The sequence below is a fragment of the Aneurinibacillus tyrosinisolvens genome (assembly GCF_001015055.1).
GTDB lineage: Bacteria > Bacillota > Bacilli > Aneurinibacillales > Aneurinibacillaceae > Aneurinibacillus_A > Aneurinibacillus_A tyrosinisolvens.
In genome coordinates this window covers 65822-92199 of sequence record NZ_BBWZ01000004.1, presented here as the reverse complement: position 1 = coordinate 92199, position 26378 = coordinate 65822, and the positions used below count along the sequence as shown (strand labels likewise).

At 41.8% G+C, this 26378-nt stretch carries 24 protein-coding genes and 2 pseudogenes; 2 read left to right on the top strand and 24 right to left on the bottom strand.

The window, feature by feature from the left end; genetic code table 11:
• Positions 1-55: 55 nt before the first annotated feature.
• The 24 genes and pseudogenes from MBEAL2_RS05340 to MBEAL2_RS05230 all read right to left on the bottom strand — a co-directional run bounded on the left by MBEAL2_RS05340 (position 56) and on the right by MBEAL2_RS05230 (position 24914).
• On the bottom strand, positions 56-904 hold the full coding sequence (locus tag MBEAL2_RS05340; protein ID WP_047151298.1) for a phosphoenolpyruvate hydrolase family protein: 849 nt from the start codon (positions 902-904) through the stop codon (positions 56-58).
• Positions 897-2131, bottom strand: a pseudogene (locus MBEAL2_RS05335) (Tm-1-like ATP-binding domain-containing protein). The gene MBEAL2_RS05340 and the pseudogene MBEAL2_RS05335 overlap by 8 nt, the downstream one beginning before the upstream one ends.
• A 32-nt stretch (positions 2132-2163) precedes the next feature.
• Complete coding sequence (locus tag MBEAL2_RS05330; protein ID WP_047151297.1) at positions 2164-2589, bottom strand: cupin domain-containing protein; 426 nt, start codon at positions 2587-2589, stop codon at positions 2164-2166.
• Positions 2590-2747: 158 nt separating this feature from the next.
• The gene (locus MBEAL2_RS05325) at positions 2748-3626 is read right to left on the bottom strand and encodes a sugar phosphate isomerase/epimerase family protein (RefSeq protein WP_047151296.1); all 879 of its coding nucleotides are present in this window, start codon (positions 3624-3626) and stop codon (positions 2748-2750) included.
• Between the two features lie 29 nt (positions 3627-3655).
• Positions 3656-4537: a substrate-binding domain-containing protein gene (locus MBEAL2_RS05320; protein WP_047151429.1), complete on the bottom strand. Its 882-nt coding sequence runs from the start codon at positions 4535-4537 to the stop codon at positions 3656-3658.
• A gap of 251 nt (positions 4538-4788) precedes the next feature.
• Positions 4789-5832 carry an ABC transporter permease gene (locus tag MBEAL2_RS05315; RefSeq protein WP_052947497.1) on the bottom strand — a complete coding sequence of 348 codons (1044 nt, stop codon included), beginning with the start codon at positions 5830-5832 and terminating at the stop codon, positions 4789-4791.
• Positions 5822-7375 carry a sugar ABC transporter ATP-binding protein gene (locus tag MBEAL2_RS05310; protein WP_052947495.1) on the bottom strand — a complete coding sequence of 518 codons (1554 nt, stop codon included), beginning with the start codon at positions 7373-7375 and terminating at the stop codon, positions 5822-5824. The genes MBEAL2_RS05315 and MBEAL2_RS05310 overlap by 11 nt, the downstream gene beginning before the upstream one ends.
• 133 nt (positions 7376-7508) lie before the next feature.
• Entirely contained in the window at positions 7509-8720 is a 1212-nt protein-coding gene (locus tag MBEAL2_RS05305; RefSeq protein ID WP_047151426.1) for an ROK family protein, read from the bottom strand.
• 637 nt (positions 8721-9357) lie between these two features.
• A complete protein-coding gene (locus tag MBEAL2_RS05300; RefSeq protein ID WP_369405470.1) occupies positions 9358-9966 on the bottom strand; it encodes an ArsR/SmtB family transcription factor in 609 nt (202 codons plus the stop codon).
• A gap of 98 nt (positions 9967-10064) precedes the next feature.
• The gene (locus MBEAL2_RS05295) at positions 10065-11261 is read right to left on the bottom strand and encodes an MFS transporter (RefSeq protein WP_047151294.1); all 1197 of its coding nucleotides are present in this window, start codon (positions 11259-11261) and stop codon (positions 10065-10067) included.
• Positions 11262-11432: 171 nt separating this feature from the next.
• Positions 11433-12053: a flavin reductase family protein gene (locus MBEAL2_RS05290; protein WP_047151293.1), complete on the bottom strand. Its 621-nt coding sequence runs from the start codon at positions 12051-12053 to the stop codon at positions 11433-11435.
• 79 nt (positions 12054-12132) lie between these two features.
• Positions 12133-12378, bottom strand: a complete 246-nt coding sequence (locus MBEAL2_RS31000; protein WP_152667711.1) for a hypothetical protein — start codon at positions 12376-12378, stop codon at positions 12133-12135.
• A gap of 144 nt (positions 12379-12522) precedes the next feature.
• Positions 12523-13974, bottom strand: a complete 1452-nt coding sequence (locus MBEAL2_RS05285) for a purine-cytosine permease family protein (protein ID WP_052947491.1) — start codon at positions 13972-13974, stop codon at positions 12523-12525.
• 97 nt (positions 13975-14071) lie between these two features.
• Positions 14072-15112: a 2,5-dihydroxypyridine 5,6-dioxygenase NicX family protein gene (locus MBEAL2_RS05280; RefSeq protein WP_173427695.1), complete on the bottom strand. Its 1041-nt coding sequence runs from the start codon at positions 15110-15112 to the stop codon at positions 14072-14074.
• A gap of 20 nt (positions 15113-15132) precedes the next feature.
• The gene (locus MBEAL2_RS05275; protein ID WP_047151292.1) at positions 15133-15954 is read right to left on the bottom strand and encodes an alpha/beta fold hydrolase; all 822 of its coding nucleotides are present in this window, start codon (positions 15952-15954) and stop codon (positions 15133-15135) included.
• A gap of 45 nt (positions 15955-15999) precedes the next feature.
• Entirely contained in the window at positions 16000-17505 is a 1506-nt protein-coding gene (locus MBEAL2_RS05270) for a 4-hydroxyphenylacetate 3-hydroxylase N-terminal domain-containing protein (protein WP_047151291.1), read from the bottom strand.
• A gap of 279 nt (positions 17506-17784) precedes the next feature.
• Positions 17785-19020, bottom strand: a complete 1236-nt coding sequence (locus MBEAL2_RS05265) for an MFS transporter (protein ID WP_047151290.1) — start codon at positions 19018-19020, stop codon at positions 17785-17787.
• A 53-nt stretch (positions 19021-19073) separates the two neighbouring features.
• Positions 19074-19916 (bottom strand): FAD synthetase family protein, encoded by an 843-nt coding sequence (locus MBEAL2_RS05260; protein ID WP_047151289.1) that lies wholly within the window; start codon positions 19914-19916, stop codon positions 19074-19076.
• 157 nt (positions 19917-20073) lie between these two features.
• On the bottom strand, positions 20074-20724 hold the full coding sequence (locus tag MBEAL2_RS05255; protein WP_047151288.1) for an isochorismatase family protein: 651 nt from the start codon (positions 20722-20724) through the stop codon (positions 20074-20076).
• A 63-nt stretch (positions 20725-20787) separates the two neighbouring features.
• Positions 20788-21171: pseudogene (locus MBEAL2_RS05250) on the bottom strand (flavin reductase family protein); the annotation flags it as partial.
• Positions 21172-21274: 103 nt separating this feature from the next.
• Entirely contained in the window at positions 21275-21454 is a 180-nt protein-coding gene (locus MBEAL2_RS30995) for a hypothetical protein (RefSeq protein WP_152667710.1), read from the bottom strand.
• A 147-nt stretch (positions 21455-21601) separates the two neighbouring features.
• Positions 21602-22363, bottom strand: coding sequence for a maleate cis-trans isomerase family protein (locus tag MBEAL2_RS05240; RefSeq protein ID WP_201780806.1), 762 nt, complete (start codon positions 22361-22363; stop codon positions 21602-21604).
• 28 nt (positions 22364-22391) lie between these two features.
• The gene (locus tag MBEAL2_RS05235; RefSeq protein WP_047151285.1) at positions 22392-23897 is read right to left on the bottom strand and encodes a 4-hydroxyphenylacetate 3-hydroxylase N-terminal domain-containing protein; all 1506 of its coding nucleotides are present in this window, start codon (positions 23895-23897) and stop codon (positions 22392-22394) included.
• Between the two features lie 231 nt (positions 23898-24128).
• The gene (locus tag MBEAL2_RS05230) at positions 24129-24914 is read right to left on the bottom strand and encodes an isochorismatase family protein (RefSeq protein ID WP_047151284.1); all 786 of its coding nucleotides are present in this window, start codon (positions 24912-24914) and stop codon (positions 24129-24131) included.
• A gap of 364 nt (positions 24915-25278) precedes the next feature.
• On the opposite strand from MBEAL2_RS05230, the gene MBEAL2_RS05225 reads away from it, so the two are divergent.
• Both MBEAL2_RS05225 and MBEAL2_RS05220 read left to right on the top strand, forming a co-directional pair.
• Positions 25279-25743, top strand: a complete 465-nt coding sequence (locus MBEAL2_RS05225) for a carboxyltransferase domain-containing protein (RefSeq protein ID WP_052947489.1) — start codon at positions 25279-25281, stop codon at positions 25741-25743.
• Positions 25722-26375 carry a 5-oxoprolinase subunit C family protein gene (locus MBEAL2_RS05220; protein ID WP_082129769.1) on the top strand — a complete coding sequence of 218 codons (654 nt, stop codon included), beginning with the start codon at positions 25722-25724 and terminating at the stop codon, positions 26373-26375. Before MBEAL2_RS05225 ends, MBEAL2_RS05220 begins: the two co-directional genes overlap by 22 nt.
• The last annotated feature ends 3 nt before the right edge of the window (positions 26376-26378 follow it).

The following is a 26378-nucleotide window of genomic DNA, read 5'->3' as shown; positions in this document are numbered from 1 at the left end:
CCCCGGTAGCTTTTTGATTTCTGTATCTTACTTTCTATTTATCATATCCATGGTTTTACTCGTGGATTTTAACCTTCGAACTTGAAATTGGCAGTGCTTTAAACCGTTGTGTATTTTCAGTAATCGCTATTTCAACTGGTAGTCGTTCCATGCTAGAAGCGCCAAAGAATCCATCTATCCCCTTTGTCCGTTCTAGCACATATCGAACGTCCTCTAGCTCTGCAAGAGGGCCACCGTGGCAAATCACAAGCACATCAGGGTTTACCTCTTTGGCAGCATCGTGCATTGCCTGTATGCTAGTGATCGCTTCATCAAGAGTCATTGTGCTTTCTGCTCCGATAAACCCCTTAAGTGTGGTGCCCACATGAGCAACAATCACATCAGCTCCTGCTTCAGCCATGGCACGGGCCTCATTTTCATTGAATACGTATGGTGTAGTTAACAAGTCTAGTTCATGGGCTATTCGTATCATTTCTACTTCACGATCATAACCCATCCCTGTCTCCTCCATATTTTGGCGCAATCGACCCTCATAGAGTCCCACGGTAGGGAAGTTTTGCACGCCTTTAAAACCGATTCTTTTTAGCTCTTCTAGAAAAGTAGGCATCATTCTAAAAGGATCCGTGCCGCAAACGCCTGCAAGCACAGGTATGTTTTTGACTACCGGTATTACCTCACCCGCCATTTCAACAACGATTTGATTTGCGTCTCCATAAGGCATTAACCCAGATATCGAGCCCCGACCCGCCATTCTGAAACGGCCGGAGTTATATATGATGATAAGATCCGCACCGCCAGCTTCTGCACACTTAGCTGAAAGACCTGTGCCCGCACCAGCGCCAATAATCGGTCGTCCTTGTGCTACTTGTTCCCGTAATCGCTTCACTATTTCCTGTCTACTCATTCCTTAGCACCTCGCTATGTTTTAGTATTTTATCTAACTTAATCGCCATTGCTTTAGCAAAACGGGGATCGTTGATGTCTGTATCCATGAATACTACCTCAATGTGTGAATCGAGTGTCTTCTTAAGGTTATCAATTAACGCCCAATCAGCTTCTGGAGCATAGAAGACCCCATGCGATTTGGCGATGGTAGAAATCCCTTTGAGTGGGATGAAAACACTCACTGGTCCCTTTGCCTGGTTTAACTTACGTCCAATGATTCTTCCTAACTCCGCACATTCTTCGACTGTAGTACGCATAAGAGTAACATTCGGATTGTGTTTATAGAGATTCCGTCCATGGAAACGTTCGGGTACTGTATCAATCGGCCCGAAGTTTACCATATCGAGAGCTCCTAGTGATACAACTTGCGGAATACCAAGATTACCCGCCATCTCAAGTCTTCCTGGACCCGCCGATAGCATTCCACCAACCAATTCGTCGGCAAGTTCAGTCGTAGTTATGTCCAGTGATGCACTAATAAAACCATCTTTCATGAGGCTTCCATAGCACGACCACCGGAGCCATTAGCATGGAATGCCACTACCTCGTATCCGAAATCTTCTAACCATTTACTAGCTTCCGAAACACAAGGTGTTGTAACCCCAAACATGGAGATTGCCACCAATGGTTTCCTTTGTTCGAGTGGATGAAAGGATTGGCTGGATTTTACCATCCCCGTAATAGCGGCAGCGGCGTTGGAAAGTATTTTTTCAGATAGACAATTAATCCCTGCAATGTCTACTACTGAATACATCATCGTGATATCTGATTGCCCTACATACGGCCGGGTATCACCAGAAGCAATCGTTGAAACCATTAGCTTTGGCACCCCAATGGGGAGTGCTCGCATGGCTTTGGTAGCTATCGAAGAGCCACCCGATCCTCCCAAGGCAAGAATTCCATCGAGGCGACTTTCCTCATGGAGTTTGCAAACTACTTCTGTTGCACCGATTGCCATCAACTCCATAGCAGTACCACGATCATTTTGTTCTATAAGTTCATCAATTTTGGTACCAGCCGCACGGGCAACTTCGGCTCTAGTTATATCAGCCGGAATTTGAGGATTTCCCAGGACGCCGACGTCTACAAGAAGCACCTTGCAACCTGCAGATTGAATACGGTCAATTATGAATTTGTACTCGTTCCCTTTTGTATCAAGTGTCCCTAAAAGCACCACCGTTGCCATATTGGTTTCCCCCGTTGATATATCCTCTCATACTAACGCTTTGGTATCTGCCCAGGTGATACGATTCTACAGTCAGGTAATTCACGCAAACCTTTCTCTGCTCCGGCTGGTGAATAGACAACAAATGTCTTTAATGGCTCCCAACCTTTATTGATAGTGTAATGGTATCTACCTTCGGGTACGTATACTGTACATCCCGGGGTCACTTTATATGTCTGTGGATTACCATTCTCATCCTCCACCATCTGTTCACCTTCGCCAGAGAGGACATAAATAATCTCCTCAGCTCCAGGGTGGTTATGTCGGTCATGTCCTTTTCCCGGTTCAACAACAACTACACCTGCGCTAAATTTGGTGGCACCTGTAACTTCAGAAGCACAGGTGATTTTAAAACAGCCCCAATCAAACGCCATTGTTTCAACCTCTTCCGGCCAAACTATGAACTTCTCGTTGCTCACGGAACTCATCTCCTTCTTTTTTTGACAAACATAACGTAGAGAGGATAGAAGTATTCATTGGGCTATAGTTCGGCCATGCTCGGATACATCAAATGTTAACTAAATTTTCAGACGAAAATTCCAGTTCAGCAATTATGTTCCAGACATGGCCCCTTTTATTAGGAACGAATTGCTGCGTTATTTTTAATGCTGTTTCTTTCTACTTCTTCAATTAATGGTTTAAGGTACTCAAACGCCTGGCGTGCCACGTAGTCTGGTTCTATATCGCGACGATCGAAACCAAGTTCCATTGCTAAATATCCATCGTATCCTATCTCATGCAGTGCGGAAATAACGGAGACGAAATCTCCTCGACCTTGTCCGGGAGCCAAGCGATCATTGTCTGAGATATGAACATGGCGAAGGTCTTTTCCCATACGGTATACATAATCAGTTGAAACTTCTTTACGATAAAGAGCATGGTGTGTATCAAACATAACTTTTACATTAGGTTCGTTCACCTCTTCCATCAATTCAATGGCATCATCGCAACGATCCACCAGGTTACTATCAAAAGGAGTAGGCTCTACGACTAGAGTTACATCATAATCTGATGCAGTTTTGGAAATTTCCTTTAACGCCTCGGAACTCCACGCCCATGCCTGCTTACGGCTGGTACCGAAAACTTGCCAACCAGGGATATAGAGGACGGTTTTACCACCCCATTCAGCACACAGTTCGATGACATCTTTATAATGCTCGATAGTATGGCGGCGCTCCTCCGGGATAGGAGAAGCCACATTGTGACCGGGTCCACCACTTAGAGCTGGTAGCATACTAGACACTTCAAGACCATAATGATCCAGTACCTTTTTAATCTCCTTACGTCGCTCCCTCGTTAGAGTTGGTGGGTAAGCATGTGGGCTAGCAGCTCCAATCTCGATTCCGTCATAACCAATATTTGCAATTCTTTTAATAACTTCCTCAAGCGGATACGCAGGTAACCATACTGGAAAACTAGCATAAGGCCATGTGTTAAATGATAGTTTCATTGTCATAATAAATTGCCTCCTCAATTTTATTAATTTTAATAAGTTGTTCCCTTGTACTTCGCAACGTTTTCTTTCGTCACAACAGGTGATTCTAATTTAATGAAGTCTGGCATTGGTTCCCCGGCTAAGGCTTTAGCAGCTGCAATAACACTCATTGGCGGAACAACAGGATAGACAACGGTAGAGTCTATATCACCATTCGCAATGGCATCAAAAGCTGTCCCTTGTCCGTCAATGCTAAATACTTTGATCTCGTTCCGCCCTGCCGCTTTGATTGCCTGTATCGCACCAAGAGTCATCATGTCCGCATGAGTAAACACGGCGTCGATTTGACCCTTCGGGAACCGTTGTAATATATCTTCCATTACTTTCAGACCTTGCGCTTGGTCATAGTTAGCATTCTGACTGGCAATCACTTTAATGCCTGGAGCATCTTTAATTGCATTCATGAATCCCTGGTGTCTATCAATGGTAGGAGATGCAGAGGGACTTCCTTGTATTTCAACTACGTTTCCCTTACCATTCAAGACGGAGACAAGGTGTTTACCCGCTGCCTCTCCTATATCTATATCTTTTGCTTTAATGGTAGTTAGGACCGGAGCATTAACGGTACGATCTATCGAAATAACTTTAATTCCCGCTTTCTCGGCCCGTTTTACTGCAGGAGCAAGTGCTTCCTTCTCTACGGCATTAATAATTAAAACCTTAATCCCTTTAGCGATGAAGTCATCTACAAGACCTGTTTGAACACTCGGATCATTTTGGCCATCCCCTACTATTAGTTCCATATTCGGAAAGAATTTCTTAGCAGCTTCTTCCGTTTTGTTCTTCAAAGCTACACCATAAGCAAACGTCGTGGATGCGACAGCAAATCCTACCTTACCCTTAATCGACTCAGGCGATGCTTTTAGCTTCAATGCTGTTTGGCATTCAGGGCCACAATATAGACCGTAGTCATTTGCGGAAATGGCGGTAGGGGTTGCGGCGCCGTTTGAGACTGACTCAGATGCACTACGACCACAGGCAACCGTAAACAGCATGAGAACTGAAATCCCTATCAAAGTTCCTATTCTAATAAACTTCATAGTCCCTGATTCCCCCTCAAAAAATATGAAATCGTTTCCTATTCCAGACACTGTCCCCCTTCCTCGTTAAAATTTATTTGCTATTATAATCCTGTCCACTGTTGTTTGATACGCTGTTTTAGACCCGCCGTCGTGAACAAGACTGCAGCCACAATGATTAATCCTTTCGCTATCTGCTGGTTGAAAGGAGATACTCCCATCAAGTTTAGAAGATTTGCAACCATAGCCAATAACAGGGCCCCCGCGATTGTTCCACCAATACCACCTCGGCCTCCCATTAGACTTGTTCCCCCAATAACAACTGCTGCAATACTATCAAGCATGATAGAACTGCCAGCAGTCGGGTGACCAACGTATAATCTAGCGGTAGTCATTAAACCCCCAGCGGCAGCACACAAACCACTAATAGCGTAAACTGTAAGCAGCACACGCGTTGTTCTGACACCTGAAAGATGTGCGGTCTCCAAGCTGCCACCAACCCCATAAACAAATCTGCCAAAAGGTACATACCGTAATACCATCCAGGCAATTGCAGCGCTTATCAGAAACAGGATGACTGGGCCTGGAATAATCCCTACTCCTCCATTGCCTAATAGCTCTATAATCCCACTATTTATACTAAAATCCTGAGGTGTGCCATTAGATAGCAGTAAAGCAACCCCATTTCCTACAGCCATTGTTGCAAGAGTCATGATAAAAGGCTGAATTCCGAAGAAAGTAGCACCAATACCATTGATTATCCCAATCACAATACCTATTAGCAGTGAAATTATGATAGCCACAGGAACTAAAAAACCTAGCTTTAACATTAAGGCAAAAGCCACTCCAACCACTGCAAGGATAGCCCCTACCGACAGGTCAATACCCCCGGTTAAAATAACAAATGTCATTCCTATAGCTACCATCCCAACTATCGAAGCCTGCCTCATAACATTGATAACGTTTTGTAAGTTAAAGAATTCGGGTGCTAGAATAGCAGTAAGTATTAACATGGCGATAAAAAGCGAAATTGTCACTCGATAAGTACGAAGGGCATGAAGTAATGATCCGTTAGACCGAACTGTTCCCGCACTCTCAGCGGCTATGGCACCCTCGTTACTAATTAACAAAGAATCCTCACTCCTCATGGGATGTCCCTCCTACAGCATATTTCATTATGGCTTCTTCCGTGGCATGCTCTCGTTCCAATTCTCCGGCAATCTGTCCTTTGTGCATAACAAGAATGCGGTTACATATTTCTAAAATCTCAGGTAATTCTGACGATATGACAATAATACTTAATCCACTTTTGCAAAGATTCCGGATTACTTCATATATTTGTGCTTTACTCCCAACATCGATTCCCCTTGTCGGTTCATCAAGAAGAAGAACAAAAACTCCTGCTTCTAACCATTTAGCCAGCACTATTTTTTGCTGATTGCCTCCAGACAGCCCCCCAACAAGCGCCTCTAAATACGGAACTTTTATCTTGAGTTCTCGTACGTAATCTTCTGCAGTATTTCTCTCCCTTCTGGAATAAATCCAATTTATTTTTGAGCACGCCATTTTGACCATTGATATATTTTGTAATGCTGAGAGATTTTTAAATAGCCCCTGTCCCCCTCTATCCTCTGGAACCAAACCAATCCCCATCTTCACAGCGGTTTTTGGGGAATCTATTTTGACTTTCTGACCCTTAATAAAAATTGCACCTGAATCGATTGGATCCGCTCCAAATATTGCCCGGGCTAATTCGGTTCTGCCTGCACCTCTAAGACCGGCAATTCCGAGGATTTCCCCTTTGTAAAGAGTAAAATTTATATTGTTAAGAATCCCCGCTCTCGAAAGCCCTTCAACACGAAGCAATTCTTCGCTCCGCTCTCGACTTAAAGCCTCAGTCGGAGTACTGCGAATTTCTCGTCCTACCATCTTCGATACTAAATCATCAGGATTCGTCTCACTAATGAGGCCTTGGCCGGTCTGTTCTCCATCTTTTAACACTACGTATCGATCTGCCAATCCAAATATCTCATTCAGTCTGTGTGAAATGAAAATTATAGCAACGCCACGATTTCGTAACATACGAACAATTTTTAAGAGCCGCTCTACATCCTCCCCACCAAGAACTGCTGTTGGTTCATCGAGTATCATCACTCGTGCCTTTTGATGGAAAGCCTTTGCAATTTCAAGCATCTGTTTCTCGGCTATACTGAGGGTGGAAACCGGCTTTTCAACTGGTAAATAGAGACCAAGTTCATTTAGAAATTTGTTAGCTTCCTTTCGTAAAGCTCCCCACTCAATCATTCCCCTTGTTTTAATATAACGATTGAAGAAAAGGTTCTCCGCTATCGATAGATGAGGAAATAAATTAAACTCCTGATACACCGTTATGATTTCATGTTGCTCGGCATCCAGTGGGGTATTAAACTTAACCGGTTTTCCATCAATTAGAATTTCTCCTGAGTCGGCCTGGATTACCCCGGCGAGCGTCTTTATTAGCGTCGACTTTCCTGCTCCATTCTCTCCCACAAGGGTTAATACCTCACCGGCATTAATCTTCAAGTTGATATTATTTAGCACTTTAACCCCGGAATAACTTTTTGATATATTGCGCATCTCAAGAAGGGGAGGAACGAAGGCTCTTTCATTGGAAATGGTAAAATCATCTATGTTTATAGTGGAATTTTCCATACAAACCAACCACCTTTATTTTTTCAAATAATCTTATGCATTCGAATGTAATCGCTTACGATTTAATCAACCAGTCGCTTTCACTAAAGTTTTTAAGTAAATTCCATGCACAGAAGAAATTCGCCCCCATCGTTTAATAAAAAGAAAATATTCCACTTGCTGTTTTTTTGAGTGAATCGTTGATTATTTCATCAACAGTTAGAACAGCTGCACCGATAACACCAGCTTTTTCCCCCAATGAAGACTGTTGTATCAATAGGTTACGTGTAGCCAGTGGCAATGAGCGATGATATATAGCCTGCCTTATAGATGCCAAAAGCAAATCACCTATTTGAGAAAACCCACCCCCAATACAAACTAAAGAGGGGTTAAAAAAGTTGATAAGGTTCGCTAATACATTGCCAATTAAAACACCGCATTCACGGACCATTTCGACTACCACCGGATCCGATTCCAGTACTGCACGTTTAACATCCCCTGAGGTTAACTTCCCTTTAACCAGCAATATTTCCGCAAGTATTTTACTTTGACCGTCCCTAGCGATTTGCTCTGCCCTCCTAACCATCGCTCTTCCGCCCGCAATGGCTTCCAGGCACCCTCGATTGCCGCAATAACAGAGAACATCGTGGCCGATATTTATATGTCCAACGTCCCCCGCACACTCTGCGGAACCACGATAAATTTGCCCATTACATATAATTCCTGCTCCAATTCCGTTACCAATTTTCAGGAAGACTAAGTTATCAATCTCAGAAGCTAACTCAACAGTGCGCTCCCCCAGTGCCATTGTGTAGACATTATTGTCTATATAACATGGGCACTGAAAATGTTGAGCGAAAAATTGACGAATGGGATAACGATCCCACCCTGGCATGATAGGAAGGGAGGCAGGTAGACCAGTACTATATTCTACTGGCCCCGGTACGCCCATTCCTATTCCCTTGATTAGGGAAGTCTCAATCTCATTTTCCTTAAGTAAACAAAAGACCATTTCTTTGATATGTTCAAGTACTGCTTTGGGGCCTGATGCAACATCTATATCACTAGCTTTCGATGCGAGAATACTGCAGTTCAAGTCTACAATTCCGACCTGTACATGAGTTGTCTCTAGGTCAACGGCAACAATATATCCTGCTTCAGCGTTGAAGGATAAAAGCCTTGGTCTTCTACCACCAGTTGAAGGTCCCATATCTACTTCAATTACCAAATTACTTCTAACCAGCGTTTCGACATGTTCTGTTACGGTTACTAAACTAAACCCTGTTGACCGCACAATGTCTGCTTTGGAACTTGGCTTTTTACTCCGTCGAATTGCCTGTAACACTTCTGTAGTTACGCGGGGCATATTCACAAGCATTCTCTCCTTTCAGCAACCTACCAAAAAGCAATTCCTTTTCTCTCGCCTTATTTACATATAATTTAGAATATTAACTTTTTATAGTCAATTATAAAAAGTATGACAACCGTAAAGAATAAGTATAGCAAGTATTTTAATAACTCTTTATATATGGCTTATTAAAACTGAAATTTCGCAATGAAACTAGCGTAAAGTAATAATCAAAAAACGCAGCCCTCCTCGTTATGAGGCATGCTGCGTTTTTATGTTCAGTTTGACTACGCTGTCTTTATCTAATAAAGTTACTTTAAATTTTATTTTGAGGATTCTCCTTCCTCTTGCAACAACGAATAGTAATTTTTTATTTTTTTGGATATCGCCTTTTTCAATAAGCTAGGGAAACAAACGCCCAATTCAACGCAGTTCATGGAGTTGATTTCCCCTTAAATTAACTGTTCTGCTGCCTCATAAGAGTCTTACATTTTTTGTCTGAAAATAATAAATCTCAATTCGCAGTATCCCCACTTTCTCTTTGTACCCGTTTGAATGAATACTTACGAATCCCTATCATTTGAATAGGTTAAATGAAAGTATTCCTTAAGCCCTGTTTTCCCCTTATCCGTAACCAGGATGGCCCGGCTTCCCTTCACCCCTTCCGTCCAATGAAGCTCTTCAAACTTGAGAACCAGGCTTGCCCCAGAGCACCTGCCAAATGAAACTTCCTTTCACTCCAATCTAAACACTTTCTTGAAAAAGCCCTTCTTTTTTTCTGCAGACTGTCCAGATCTATACCGAAGTGCTGAAAAAAGGCAGTACCTTTCACCGTTAATTTAAATTCTTCATCCTCATCTATGATGAAATTCTGTTCAAGCATACACTCGGTCAAAGCTACTCCAAATTCACCGGCAAAATGGTCGTAGCAAGTTCTTGCCTGCTTTACTTGTTTAACCTGAATCGATTGCTTCAAAGATTTAATTTGAACGGGGGGTGAAATATTTAGAAGAGTTTCTAGTATTCCAGCAGCGTCAGGATTTAATTGGTAATAGCGATGACGTCCCTGTTTCTGTGCAGTTACCATGTTATTTTCAACCATTTTCGCAAGATGAAAACTCGCTGTTTGAGGTTTAATTCCGGCCATGTAAGCGAGTTCGGATGCCGGATGCATTCTTCCGTCCAGTAGGGATACAAGGATTGATGCTCTAGAAGAATCAGCTATTATAGAGGCTACTTCGGCAAGATTATTGTTGTTTCCCAAAATAAATCGCTCCATTTTCTTTTAAATTGGTAATCGTTTTCTTTCTCTCCTATTATATTGTATTTCCCTTCTATGACATCAATATTTACTGTTGCCATTTAAACTGCTTTGTGCAACTCATGAGATAAGTTCAAGCACAATTTATCGTATAGATAAAAAACCATAATAAATGATAGAAAAGTGATAATAGAAGTAAAGCACAAAATGGAGTAGTATAAACCAAGTAATGTAGCTAAAGTACCTACGCCAATAATCGGCAGCCCGACTCCTAAATAGATGACAATATATAGTTTGGATACGACGGCACCCCGTTGATGAGCCGGGGCAATATGGTTAACTTGCTCCATGCTCCCCTTAAAGGATAATCCTTGGCCAATCCCCACAGCCAAAATCCCGATGATTAACAGGGCTGCAGATTGAAAGGGGACAGCCAGTGAGATGCCAATCAAACCAGCAGCCAATATGAGTAATCCACTTTTTATGGAAACATCGTAGCGGAGTCTTCGCAGCATAAATTGAGCGCCAACCGATGAACCAAGCATCAAAAATACAAATCCACCTAGCAATCCTAAATTGTCTATGTTCAGCAAAGTAGATATGTACGTAGGAATGATAGACATGAACAGTGCGGTGACTGCCCATGAGATAAAAGCCGTGCCGGCACTTGCCAAAAAAGGCCCACTGCTATTTTTCGGCAAGCGGCTTGCTGTCTCAACGGCCTGCTGCTTAGACTGGTGAACCGTTTCTTCCATAAACAAAATTCCAAGGATACTAGGAACGGCTAAAATTAAGTGAAGGACATAAGGAATTGTGAATGGATTTGAAGTATATTGGGCAATGAGTCCGCCGATAAGCGGTCCGAGAGCCGTTCCACCGGCTGTTGTTACAGACGCGACAAGAGCTGCTATCTTTTTATCCTCATATGGATTCAATTCCATTAAAGCAGCCGTCGCAGCTCCGCTCAAAGTCCCTACGGCTAACCCTTGGAATCCTCTGGCTAAAAAGAGCCCTTCGATCGTGTTGGCCCATGCAAAGGCCACGGAACCGATTATCGACATCATGACGCCAAACCAGATGACTTTCTTTCGGCCAAACCGATCCGAAAGTTTGCCAAACAGCGCCAGGGATGGGATAAGTACAATTGCATAGGTAGCAAATATCAGAGTTAAAATCAGGGAAGAAAAACCCATGGTTTCCTTGTAGATACCATAAAGTGGGGAAGGAATATTTGTCCCTATCATTAGCGTTAAAATAGAATATCCAACCAGCCAAAATGAAAACCTCTTATTCTTCATTTTTATTTACCGCTCCTTTTATAAAATATTTCTAGCTCTACAGCCACATTTATATTTTAGACAATAAATGATTCAAGTTTCATCGAAGTATGGATTACATTATTGAAAAAGACAACCCTGCTGGGTGACAGCTGGGTTGTCTTTTTTCAAATTATCCAGGGTTATTATGATTTAGGTGGGACGTTTAATTGAAAACTGCTCGCCAAGCTTAGCGTAGTTATTTCCAGCCAAACGGCTTACAGGCTTTACTTTGTCTGCAAGAATGTACCCTTTATTTTGATCGTATAAATCGTCAGCTATATGGTAACAAAGAATCCGGCCAATTAATAAGTCGGTAACAATCTTACCGTCTTCCCCATCAAGTGTAATGTGTTTTTCAAGCTTACACTCAAAACGAATCGGTGCCTCTTTAATACCAGGCACAGAAATATGTAAGCTATCAATTGTATGCAGTTGCGTCAAATCAAGTTCGCTTTCATCCGGATTTAAGGAAGCAGCTGTTTTGTTAATCTCTTCTACTGTATCTTCATTACTTACATGCACAACAAATTCTCCTCGTTCTACTGCATTCCGAGCGGTATCCTTCATGTTGCCATTTGCTCGCTGTACTGCAATAGATAGGCGAGGGGGAGCACTGCTGATGATATTGAAATAACTAAATGGAGCTGCATTGACGACTCGATTGACAGTAGAAAGCGTGGTAACAAAAGCTATCGGACGGGGGATAATTGTTCCGGTTAATAGTTTGTAATTGTCTTTAGCAGGCAGTTCTTCTGGACGAATGCTTATCATATGACTCACCTTCCTTAGTAAAGTTACTGTTATTGTATCCTGAAATGGCTTTTATTTTGTTTCTCCTTCTAATGTTTTCTTAGCCAGGCTGGTAAGTAAGTTCGCGTTTCCACCGATTTCCTGCATAGTTGCTGATAACTCCTCTGTAATGGCTGATTGGTTTTCTGTTTCCTCGCTTATTGTTGATATAGAAACGTCTAGTGGCTTTGTTTAGAATATCAGCAATACTAATGAGAATATCATCTGAAAATAAATCATTGAGCAATGGGGCCACTGTCAAAAAAGCGTTAATTTTTGGGTGGTATTGATTTTTTTGCTTTAACATAATATAGCACCGTTACAAATGTAAAACTTGCTCTAGAAAAAATAATTACGTTTGATGAATCTGATTACGGAAAATTAACTAAAAACAAAAACCCCAACAGTTTACTCTATTGGGGTCGTATTGTTAAACTCTAAAAATCTGTTTCTATAGGACTACGTCGTTTTGTGTAATCTCACTATTAACCTCTTTAAGATCGTATGGGAATATCTTCCTCAAAATGTAATATAACAATGCTCCAACAACGGCCGATGAGGTAAAACTTAAATCTATACCACCAACGACCTGCACGAGTGGACCCGTGAATACGCTAGTACCTGTGAACAACAATCCTACAACGAGTCCGATGGCCCAGGAAACAACCGCGGAAATGTTAAACCCACTAGAATACCAGTAGCTGCTTGACGGTGAACTGATGTGCAAATCTAAAGGCTCATATCGGCCTTTCACTAAATAGTGCCCGACAAGATTGATTGCTAACCAGGGTGATACACCCACGATGATGATAATGACAAATGCATCTATAAGATGTATCATATCGGACACATCAAATACACCTATAAGCACTAATATAAACCCAATGGCAGCCATTATTATCGTGGTTGTAACCCGTTTAAGCGTCCAGCCTAGCGTCTCTAGAGAAAGCCCGGCACTGTATAAACACAAACCTCCGTTTGGCAGACTCCCAAATATTCCAGCAAGTGCAAGGGGAGCAACCCACCAGGAAGGAGATCCGCCAATAATTCCCGTAACAAAGGGAATCGACAAATCCTTTACCGTTGACATCATGTATGATGCGGGCAGCATAGCTAACCAGCAGCCTACGAACATTCCCAGTGATGTTGCCCAAGCTAATTTTGTCGAACTATTGGCATTAGGAACATATCTGCTATAATCTCCAACGAATGGTGCATAAGAGATGGGAACCGACGCGACTACGAGCATAGCGAGGAACCATGTAGGCCAAAAACCTCCTAACACATACTTACCGCCTTCATAACTCACATTGAACTGTGAAGCAAAGGTAAACAAAGATAAAATGACAATAGCTCCAACAAAATAGGTTCCTATTTTTTCAAATAACACTACGATTTTATGGCCCATGATAGCTACTGTGGCGGTTATCGCACTAATAACTATGCACCCTATCAGTAAAGTTCCGGTTCCTTCTGGCCACCCGAACAACCGGTGAGCCCCCGAAACGAAGGCTTGAGCACCAGTCCAAACCATTAAGGCATAAAATCCCATCGCTATAACGATATTAAGAACCGACCCGACAACACGACCTTTAACTCCAAAGTGTGCGCCACTAGCGAGAGCTCCATTGGTACCTGTTCTTTGTGATAAAATAGCGATTGGCCCAATAACCAACGAACCGATCGCAAGTCCTACCGTTATCGCCCAGAAAGCAGCCCACCATCCAAGCCCGAATACAATAGGCAGTGAACCAATAGCCATAATTCCGAAAGCAAACTGCGAACCGCACAACACATAAAACACATTGGATGCCTTAGAGTTCCGCTCATTCTCCGGAATGATATCGACACCACGTGTTTCAATCGAGGAACCCCCTTTGATTTGAACCATTGGCTCGCTCATTATACATACCTCCATTTAATGGTAACTTCTTTATATCTTCAATCCCTGAAATTCCTCGCATAGAAGTTGTATGATGTTCGCAGTATATTTAGTTTGTTTAGGCCAGCTGTGGTTTAATCGGTTTCATTTCGTCAATGACAATATCTCCGTCTTTAACAATCAGCTTGTTGTCAAGGTATAATGTGCAGTTTTTCATTGGCAAATCAAGGTGACAAGGAGTATCATTCGTTCCCCCTAATTCGGAATTAGGACCTAATGAGAATAAAACATTCCCATAGAACGCCCGGCCATCCATGCCGAACACCTGATTATCAAATGCTAAACTGTGCCATTGTGCCCGCTCGTTAAGACCCCAGCCAATGTGGGATATTGCATAAGCTTGAGGATCGTTAAAGCTGTCTATATATTCCTTCATAAGCATGGCGTCAAACCCGCCTTCTATGTTCGTTACATATCCCCCTTTTATCATTAAATGTATCGGTTCTTGGATGTACCGATTAAAGGGGAACAAAATATCTCCTTTATCCATAACAACAATTCCCTCGACTCCGCCATCATTGGAAGAGGTTGCGGAAAAGCAGCTTGGTAGGTGATCCCATTTTCCCGGTTCATCAGCAAAACCATATTCGATAAGGATCGGGTACTGCCCCAACTGATATCTAACATCTGTACCCGCCTGATTTGTGAATCTTAATTCTTTCGCATTTCTTAGCAACTCTGTTGCATAAAGCACCCTTTGCTTGTCACTTTCTTTTGGAAACATTCTTTTGATTACATCGAAAGGTTCAACTACCATCAATATTCTTACGCCTTCGTTTTGAAGTTCCAACTGTTCTTTTGAAAATAAAAGGAGAACTAAGTCAATGACCAAATCAGCCTTTTTCAAGCATTCTACCGCTACACGATTGTCTGTTAAGGGGGTGATACCGAATGATCCTGTATTGCCCCTGTTAGCTGGCGGCAGTTTCAATTCAAAAGCATTAGCGCCAATTTGAGAAGCAGCCGTTAGAAACGCTTTTGCATAATCTGCCCTAATCTCTCCGGAAGTTAGTACAGCCATCGTTTCTGTCGGCTTCAATTTACATAACTCCAGTTCTGCCTTAAACAAAGCAACCATTTCATTAAATTCAGGATTCAATACAAACACCTCTTTCAATTTTATTGATTTATCGTTTTTTCAATAAAAGAGATAATAGAATCAGCCGTGTATTCAGGATTATCCTTATATATCATGTGTCCCACACCTTTGACTCTTTCCACTTCCATTTGGGGATTTAGCCTCTTTAAGACCTCCAGTTCATTCTCACGAATCGTATCACCAAACTCAGCAGCCAAAAGCAGTGCAGGCGCAGTAAGCATTTTTATAAACACCTGGAAAGGCTCCCTTAAGAGCGATTCATACGATTCAATGATGGCTTGCAAACTATTGTTTCGGTATTCTTCGGCTCTCTCGGCCACTTGTTCTTCCGTAAAGGAAGGGAAAAACCCCCGGAACACTTCCATTTCCCCCTGGTCAACTGCCTCCTTTTGTTTTAAAAACATCGACAGTGGATTTGGATATACCTCTCTTTGCCCTGGACCATTGACTGGAGGATCAATCAATACCATGCCGGAAATTAATGAAGAATAACGGCTTCCAAAAGCAGCAGCCATTCTGGCTCCCATGGAATGCCCCACTAAAATCGGCGGAATGGGGTTATCCGTTAATGCGTTGACTACATTCAGCAAATCTTCTGTGTAATCTTCTAACATGTAACCTTTTTTAGGCGAATCCGACTGTCCTCTGCCTCGTATATCCATGGATAACGTATAATATTTTTCCGGCATAAGATTTAAGATTTTTATAAATGAATAGCTGTAACTGGTAATGCCATGCAAAAAGATAACCGGAATGCCGCTCTTATCCCCTTTAGTAATAAGGTGGATTTTAGCATTTACACCTTTTACAAATAAGTGTTCAAAAGATTCATCTTGGTTCATTTTTTATTCCTCATTTCGACAGTAATCTAAGTAAAAGAATTTTCACTATGCCAAAGGAAGGCCAATCGATTTACGAATATGGTTCATGAAAGGTGTTCTATCATATTCATGGTAGAGGCGTTCACGAAGCAGCGGTGCCGGCAGCGCGTTTACGTTTTCGAATAAACCAATACGGCCTGCATGGGAATCGGTTGTAATATCCCAGATAAAGTTCATTAAGAGGTTCTTCTGCTTGGAAGTTAATCCGCGGCCAAAGAGAAGCTCTTCTAGCTTTCCACCAATGTACGGATGCTCATAGTCTTTCTCCGAGAACCTCATCACGAGTCCCTGTCCACATAGCTCCTGGAGGTTATGAATAATTTTTGGATAGTGTATAATTCCATGCAGGCGTCCTGCTGTAAGCATATTGACATCCGGCCACATCACGCCATCGTCGGTCAACTGCGCTAATTCCTCCGAGGCCAACACGTAGGCCCTCAGTGTTTGCGCGTACTGGATTACGTCCGATACGATGGAACGCACACCTGGGATTTGTCCGGTTCCCAGCGCCTCAACAATGAGCTGGGCCGCCCCGGCATACAATTCAGCCTTCGCCGCTAAACGGGATAAAATATGCCAGTGCGCTCCTAATACGACACTGCCGTACAACTCATTAAGTTCCGGAACTCCGTAGTTGAAGATTCTCCACTTTTCTACGAAAACGTTATCAAAGATGAGGAAGGAGTCCATTTCTTCCCCGCGTGATTTTATCGGGTGGTCATAGGCGTTCGCAGAATCCACAGAGACCGTTTCACGACACACAATATGGATGCCCGGCGAATTGATTGGAACCGTTAACCAGAGGGACTCTTCCGGTAACAAGCCCGGGCGCATCAGGTTGGAGAGGACCATTTCATTTCCCTGGGAAGAAATCGAGCCTACTGCCTTCGCTCCGCTAATATAGATCCCTTCTTCTGTCTCTTTCACCACTCGGAGCAAGGCGGGTGTGGACTCTCCGCCTTTGAGTTTGCTTCCTAATTCCACATCGAACAGGCGGGCACCCGCTGCAGCGGCTTTAGAACGATCGTTCTGCGGGTCAACCAGTACTTCAGGCCCCAAAATATTGTTTTTCTGTGCATAATCGATGTAATGAAGCACATTTTGTGCATACTCCGGTCTTTTTTCGCGGAATTTGGAGAGGTATGCTGCCATCCCTACAGGCACTAAGGGCATAAGATCGAATGGGCGGCCAAATACACCAAACGTTTCCCTGGCGATATAGTCAGTCAGCGCCCGACGGGTTTTCAGGTCCTCTTTGGTTCTTGGAATCATCCAGGCTGTGCTTACTCGTTCTCCCTCTGAGTTGAGGTAAGTGAGTGTGTCCTGCGTTTCCGGATTGTGCTGGGCGTCATAGATTTTAGCCATGATGTCGATACCACCACCAGTGGCTGGGTGGGCTGTCACATCTGGAATGAGTTCACCCTGATAAAATACATTGCGGCCGTCACGAAGACTTTCCTTAAACATCTCACCTGTCTTCAAGTATTTAGCTGCTACCTGAGTCTTTTCCATTCTTTCTCCCCCTCTTTAGCAAAGTAGAAATTGTTTCCATAAATAGCAAATAAAATTTTCAAAGTTATTTTTTTATTAAAACTTAATTCAAATTAACTAAACTTACCAAAGCTTTCATGTTTTATTTTATCTTCTGTTTGTCTTAGTGTCAATATTCAAACTTATTAAAATAAATTAAATAGCAAAATAAGTTTTTGGGATTACTAAACGTTATTTCCTATAAAAGAGTGTGCGTTATTGCTCGCTTCTTGTAAATACAATTGTAAGGTTTTCTACCTATTAATTAGCAATGTCGCTATCTGTTAATTTCTTGTTATCCTCTTTATTAGAATGCATAATCTTGTGTTCCTGACCCGTTCTAGCGCTAAATGAAAAGACAAGCAGCACGCTACATAGTATAGTCATTCCGATATAGGAAGACTGATAGCTGCCGGAGATATCATGAACCCAACCGATTATGGTAGGAATGCATCCAGCAAAGATGTATCCAACGGACAAGACAAGTGCTGTCCACGCACTTGCATCATGAACTGTTGACGTTTCATAAAGTGGTAACATCATTGACAATGGAAGCAGCCCACCGAGCCCAATACCAAGCAGGATAATAGAAATCCACACACTTATCATATAGGAGAAGAAAAAAAACGCCAAACCAATCAGCGTAATCAAACTACAGCCAATTAACCAGATACGTCGATGATGATAATAATTTACAGCAATAGGAATCACTAGACTGCATATCATCTGTACAAAGGTAAATACGGTAATTGCTACCCCGGCATACACTTTACTTAGTCCCAATGCTTCGGTCATCGGAGCCAACCACGTAACGATTGAGTAGTACAAACTGGCCTGCAATCCAAATATAATTGTAAAAAGCCAAGCTCGTTTATTTTTCCATGGTAGTTTTCCCTCACCCTGTGTAGATGGGACAGCATTTGGATTTTGTGCTCCTTTTGCCATTACAGGCCACCAAAATAGCAATGCTATAATGGCAAGTACAGACCATACAGCCAGGGCCAATGTCCATGAACCTTGCAATACACCTTGTAACGGAATCGTAAATCCTGCACTTAAAGATGTTCCAACCCCTAATCCTACAGAATATACCCCCATCATAGAAGCCGCATGAGCTGGAAACATACGTTTTATAAAGCCAGATAATAAAGCTCCGGCAATTGCAATGGCAATACCAATGAATAATGTAGTGACAAGCAGGAAAAGCGAGGATGAACTCAGCGCACGCATAAAAGTCATCGTTCCAATCACTACTAAGCAAATCATTATCATTCGTTCAATTCCCCAACGAATTCCCAAACGGGCTGAAAATGGAGCAAAGATACCCATGCATAATACCGGGATTGTAGTTAGGAAACTCACTGCAAAACTACTCATGCCAAGCTCATTGCGGATGGTTTCTAATAAAGGGGACACAGAAGCGATGGCTGGCCGCAGATTAGCGGCCACTAAAAAGAAGGCTAAAACGAAAAAAATATTTTGCGTATAGTTTTTCATCCATTATCATCTCCCTTTGCCATAACAAAAAACCACCAAACCGGTGGCGACATCTAATTTAATATAGAACGGAGTCCTTTATGCTCTTTTAGCCTCGTTTTCTCCTTTTTTATCGCTGTTACAGGCTCTAAAAATTGCAAAATCACGTTTTCTTTGAAAAAATGATGATTCATTCCCTCTTCCAAGGTAACTTCTATAAATTTATTGGTATCCAGAATCCTTGCTTTAGTGAAATACTTATTGTTATGGCTTCCGATACTTACCTTGTATTCTCCTGCAGGGGGTAAAATAATATCGCGATCTGGCATCAAAAATACTTTAATACCATTCATCATTCGTATAATTCTGCCGCTAACCTCATGCTGTTTACCCATAAGTTTAGTGACAAGTTCAATATCACCATGCCTTACAGCATTACGTACCCTTGTGCTAGAGATACGTTCACTATCTAAATTAATAAATTCTAACCGCTCTGTTTCAAACCCGAATTTCGTACCCGCCTGTTTTAAAAATGCAAAATCCCCTAAACCTTTGTAACCAAACTTAAAATCTTTCCCAATAAAAATTTTTTGGGGGTTTAGATTCATAAGAATTTTACTAATGAAATCGTCAGCACTAATCTTCGAAAAACTTTGATCGAACGTGTATTCAATGAGTATGTCCGCTCCCAGTAAAGCAACTCTCTCGGCCCTAGTGCAAGAACTCGTTAAACGAACAAACTGCGGCTCCGCGTTATCGAAGAACACTTTCGGCAAAGGATCAAATGTAATGACTATAGCAGGGAAATTCTCCTTTTTACCTTCCTTTATAACAGTTGATATTAACTGTTGATGACCTTTATGAACACCATCAAAAGTGCCAATCGTTATATATGAACCGTGTTCTACCTCACTCATTATTGGATGAAATAAATCCTTATAGAACTTCAGTGTAATCCCTCCCTACTATTCAGCTCAATACAATAAAAGGAAAATCCCCTTTCTCGTTAAGTTGTCTAAGCAACTATCCAGTAGAGGATTGGGGGAAGTATCTTTTTTTATCAATTAAAGTTTTTTAATAAATCGAGGCATACTTAGATGAAACTGTTGCAATTACTTCATCCGTTTTTAGTACATCAGCATATTTTTGGCGTAAATCAAATAGGCTTTGTTTATGTGATGCTAATGAACGATCACCTACAGCATCCTCAATTACAATCGGCCTGTATCCATATTGCAGCGCATCGACAGCTGTAGCACGAACACAGCCGCATGTAGTACACCCAACAATTATGATGGTATCAATCCCATTTGCATTAAGGCGTGCGATTAAATCTGTCCCGAAAAAAGCGGAGGCATATTTCTTAGTGATTAGACTATCACCGGAGCGAAAATCTAATCGGGAATCAACATTTACAGCTTCAGTGCCAGCTTTTAACGTCTTTAACCCTTCCATCTTCTGGTACCATATTCCAGAATCAGCAAGTTTATCATCATCATAAGAAATGGTAGTAAAAAATACTGGAAGATCCATTACATGCATCATATCTAAAAGTTTGTTAACTTCCGCAATCTGTGAAGATAAATCGGAACCCATTGGCATAGTAGGATTTGTAAATCCTTTAATCATATCTACTACGATCAAGCATGGTTTCTTACCGAAACCTAATAACTTTCCGAATCCTCTTTCTTCAAACAAGGCCTCATCTCTTTTAGTTCCCACCATTATGATTTTCCCTCCTTAAATCTCCAGGATTAGTATACCAATCCTGGAGATTTATTTATTTAATTAGCTCTTTACACTTGTATTAAATACACCGAATTGTCTATTATAGTGAAGTAACGGAGACTTTGACTGACCCAATATTACGTCCTCAACTAGCCCAATAAAGATAGTATGGTCACCTGCCTCAATGGTCTGCTCCACTTTACAATGAATACTTGCGAGGGCGTTTTTAACATTATGATTAAAACCGTCTTCCGTTTCTACAAAATCCTCAAAGAATTTTGGCACACCTGGTTTCGCCCCTGTTTTCGCTACTTCAACCTGATCTTCTGCTAATACGCTTACACTAAAACGGTCGTTATTGATAATAGCCTGCGTGCTGGCCGCCTTCGTTGCTAAACTTATTAAAATAAGGGGCGGCTCCATCGATATTGAGCAGCATGCACTTACAGTTAATCCCCAGGCCGGCCATCAATTTCAGTCATTACAACGGTTACTCCAGTAGCCAATCGACTCATTGATTCACGGAATCTATCTTTTACTTCGTGCATTATATTGCCCCTTCTCTCATTTTAGATAAATCGGAAGTAAATTGGGTAGCCTTCGCTTCTAACGCTTGGATTTTTCTCATCCATATCTCTTTTTGATTTTTAAATCTCCCCAACGCCTCAGCGATATCTTTTAGAGCTTTCTCCTGGTTATCATTTATTTCCTGCAAATTTTCCTTCATTATTTGTTCCTTCTTGGATAATAATAGCAGTTCAGATCGATTACATTTTTGCATGCTACGGTAATAGAAGTTTAAATCATCAGACATCTTCGCGTGAAATTGAAGGAGTTCCTCGATATCCAGGTATGCCACCCCCAAATGGAAACATTAGATAGCTATATCCCCTGACAGCAATTTTCCAGCATTAGGTACGTAAGGTTTTAAGTCAAGGGTTTTAAGAATGTTGTACACTGTTGCAACAGCTGCCGAAAGTACCGGCTTGCCAATCTTATCTTCAACGATTTGAATGGCTTGTAACGAAGGCATTTGAACACAAGCGGATAACACAACAGCATCTGCCTGGCTAACATCCAAATTATCAACAATATCTACCAGACGCATCGGATCTTGGCGTCCAACTTCCAGGTTGTCCGGAATTTCCAGGCTAATAGAATCTGTCACCTGGATTTCGCTTGATTCGATATAATCAATGACCTGGTTCGTTAGCGGCTTCATATAAGGAGTAATAATGGCTACTTTTTTTGCTCCTAATGTTTTAATTCCGTCCACAAGGGCACCTGCGCTACTAATGATTGGAGTAGCCGCACCGTTTTGCTTTGTTGCTTGAAACAACCGCTGTTCCGATTCCATATGATACCCCGGTCCCTGGCACATGATAGCAACAAGGCATGCGTAGGCAAGAACATCACATCGGGCATCGGAGAGTTCAACAGCACAGCGGTCACTTTCTACATCCATTGCTTTTAATTCTTCTGGTGTGACATGCTTCATTCTCATGCGACTAGAATGGAATGTAAACGATAATTCCTGATCAATTTGCTCTCTCCAACGAAGCATAGCTGGAATTTCCGTTTCCATTGTTGTATTTGAGCTAGGAACAATAAGTCCTACCCGGTAATTTTTTTTCAAGATGAATTCCTCCTGGATAGATTCAACTTTATGCTAAAGGAAGACCAATTGATTTACGAATATGGTTCATGAAAGGCGTTCTATCATATTCATGGTAGAGGCGTTCACGAAGCAGCGGTGCCGGCAGCGCGTTTACGTTTTCGAATAAACCAATACGGCCTGCATGGGAATCGGTTGTAATATCCCAGATAAAGTTCATTAAGAGGTTCTTCTGCTTGGAGGTTAGTCCGCGGCCGAAGAGAAGTTCTTCTAGCTTTCCGCCAATGTACGGATGCTCATAGTCTTTTTCCGAGAACCTCATAACCAGTCCCTGTCCACATAGCTCCTGGAGGTTATGAATAATTTGCGGGTAATTTAGAATTCCATGCAGGCGTCCTGCTGTAAGCATATTGACATCCGGCCACATCACGCCATCGTCGGTCAACTGCGCTAATTCCTCCGAGGCTAATACATAGGCTCTTAATGTTTGAGCGTACTGGATAACGTCTGACACAATGGAACGCACGCCTGGGATTTGTCCGGTTCCCAGCGCCTCGACAATGAGTTGGGCTGCCCCGGCATACAGTTCAGCCTTCGCCGCTAAACGGGAGAGGATGTGCCAGTGTACTCCTAATACGACACCGCCATACAACTCATTAAGTTCTGGAACTCCGTAGTTAAAGATTCTCCATTTTTCTACGAAAACATTATCAAAAATCAGGAAGGAGTCCATTTCTTCCCCGCGTGATTTTACCGGGTGGTCATAGGAATTCGCAGAATCTACAGAGACCGTTTCACGGCAGACAATATGAATCCCCGGCGAATTGATTGGCACTGCTAACCAGAGAGATTCTTCCGGTAACAAACCTGGGCGCATCAGGTTGGAGAGGATCATTTCATTTCCCTGGGAAGAAATCGAGCCTACCGCCTTCGCCCCGCTAATGTAAATCCCTTCTTCTGTCTCTTTCACCACTCGGAGCAAAGCAGGTGTGGACTCTCCACCTTTGATTTTGCTTCCCAGTTCCACATCGAATAGGCGGGCACCCGCTGCAGCGGCTTTAGAGCGGTCATTTTGAGGGTCCACTAGCACTTCAGGTCCCATTAGATTATTTTTCTGTGCATAGTCGATATAGTGAAGTACATTTTCTGCATACTCCGGTCTTTTTTCGCGGAATTTGGAAAGGTGTGCCGCCATCCCTACAGGTACGAGAGGGGCAAGATCAAACGGACGGCCAAATACACCAAACGTTTCCCTGGCGATATAGTCGGTCAGCGCCCGACGGGTTTTCAAGTCCTCTTTCGTTCTTGGAATCATCCAGGCTGTGCTTACTCGTTCCCCATCCGAATTGAGATAAGTGAGCGTGTCCTGCGTTTCCGGATTGTGCTGGGCGTCATAGATTTTAGCCATGATGCCGATACCACCACCAGTGGCTGGGTGGGCTGTCACATCTGGAATGAGTTCACCCTGGTAATATACATTGCGGCCATCGCGAAGGCTGTCTTTGAACATCTCACCTGTTTTCAAATATTTAGCTGCTACCTGAGTCTTTTCCATTCTTTTTCCTCCTTCAATAAAATAAAGATTTTCATAATTACTGAGTAAACTTTCTGAAGGTTCATATTCAATTAAAAACTTTCTAAATCAACCAAACTTACCAAAGCTTCCATGGTTTAATTCTATATTACACTTAATATTGTGTCAATATATAATTTTTAGAATTTAATAAACAAATTCAAAAGAAAAAAACCGCGTTTATCCTAAGATAAATCACGGTTTTTCCTAAGCCTAATCCAGTCTCTCTATTATTGGTTTCATTCCTTTTAGTACCTTATCTAGACTCATTACATCTGCATATCTTGCGTTTAAATCTATCAATGTCGAGTTCTGTAAGGTTTGATTACGATCTCCTACAGCTTCTTTAGGAATAATGACTCTAAATCCTCTTTGGAGGGCATCTACAGCCGTTGCCCTTATACTTCCACTTGTTGTAGCACCAGCCAATATTACAGTATCAATCTGACGTTCCCTCAGAAAATCGTCCACTTCGCAATTATGTAAGTCAGTAATATGTACTGTAGGATTAATAATATCATAAGAATAATCAGTAAGAGCTGGATGGATATTGACCCATGTACTCTGGCGATCTAAAATTTGAAGAGATGGGAACTTCTGGCACCACAACTTAGATACCTCATTCGTCGAGTCATAAATAGTTATACTAAAGACAATCGGTATATTATGTGAAAGAGCTTCTTCTATAAGCTGTTTTGTTGCAGAAATTTGCTCTTCAATCTTAATAGCTAATTGAGAATGCGGTTCAGTAAAAGCTACGGTTAAATCGCGAATAAGAAGAGCCGGTTTTTTACCAAATCCGATCTGTCCTGAAAATCCCTGATTGGAATAAAGGAGTTGTAACTCATCTGGAATATATCTTCTTTGTCCTCCAGGAGTATACAGAACCTTTAAACCATAACCTTCGATAACTCCATTCTTCTCTAATCGTCGTAGTGTACTTGGTGAAACTCCCAGCAGCTTTGCAGCTTCAGATATATTTAAAAGATTTTCATACATACTAATTCCTCTTTTCACAGAAGTTAGTGTAAACACTCAAAGAACTTATTAAAATTGCAAAAGCTACTCAAAACTCCTTAAAGTTATCATTTATTATACCACACTATTTCCCATCATCCCACTTTCTTTGCTTTTATTTACCAATCCCGTTTCTAGCTTAAATTCTTGTCGGATTATAACAAATTGTTAAAAGCCAGGCCAAAATTCTTTTGCATTTTATGGCATTTTTTTGATTTTGTGTAAACATACTCTTTCGGACTACATATCTCTTTACTTTTTATCTTGCATTTATGCAAGTCTTCTTGCAATTTTGGGACTTTTTCTTTTTGCCGAACATGTAAACTAGCAAGACAATAAAACAAATTTGGCGGAAACCCGTTTCCATTTTGTCGGTGATGAATATATTTATGCAGAGATTTCTCGTGAAATGAGTACCATTAGCGCGTTTAAAGCCCTATCCATTACCCGCGAATTACGAAGACAGAAGATTCTTGGGATTATTGACATTTGTCCGGCCAATACCTCCTATCTTATTCGCTATAACCCAGAAATCATTCCGCCATATAACTTGTTAGATTACCTTAGGGAAATTGACAGTATAAAAAACAATCCGGCTGCGCTTAATCTAAAGGTGCATATCGTTGAAATTCCTATTTGGTATAATGACCCGATTACGAATGAGTATGCCCAACAATTTAAAGAGAGAACGCAACACAATTGCGCCTCTGATTTTGAGTTTGTAATGAAGCGGATGGGATTTAAGGAAGAGAAGGGGATATTCTTTCCTTTCGTTTTGCTAAACAAGGAATGTGTACGTACATATGTATAGCTGGAGGAGTCCAATTACCGGAAATAATGGGAAGTAAGTCTACATACGTAATTAATCAGAAGGTAAGTGTTGGTGGAATGAAAATACAGGCTGGCAGTGAGCTTACTATAGGGGAGCCATCTTCCGATATATTTGAAAAAGCAGGGCGTACTCTGCCTGATTCCTTTTTTCCTTCTTTTTCAAAAAATCTTGAACTCCATGTTGTTTTAGGAATGTCCGTTCAGCGTATCAGTGATGAAGGCTTACATACATTTTTAAATAGTGAGTGGACAGTCAGTCCAGAATCCAATCGAATCGCTTATCGTCTGCAGGGCAGCCCTCTTACTTTTGAGAACAGTCTGCCTCCGTTCGGTGCAGGCAGTCACTCTTCCAATATTGTAGATACCGCTTATCCATTAGGGGGTATTATGGTTACAAATCCAGAGGAGATTATTATTCCATTAAACGATGCACCAACCGGAGGAGGCTTTCTAACTATCGGTGCTTTAGTCAGCACGGAACTTGATTTCTTAAACCAATGCAGAGCGCAGGCGAAAATCCATTTTTGTGCGGTCACAGTAGAACAGGCTATTCAATTTCGCCTTTCTAAACAAAAACTGCTATCTGACATCGTTGACTGGTTAGCAAAATAATAG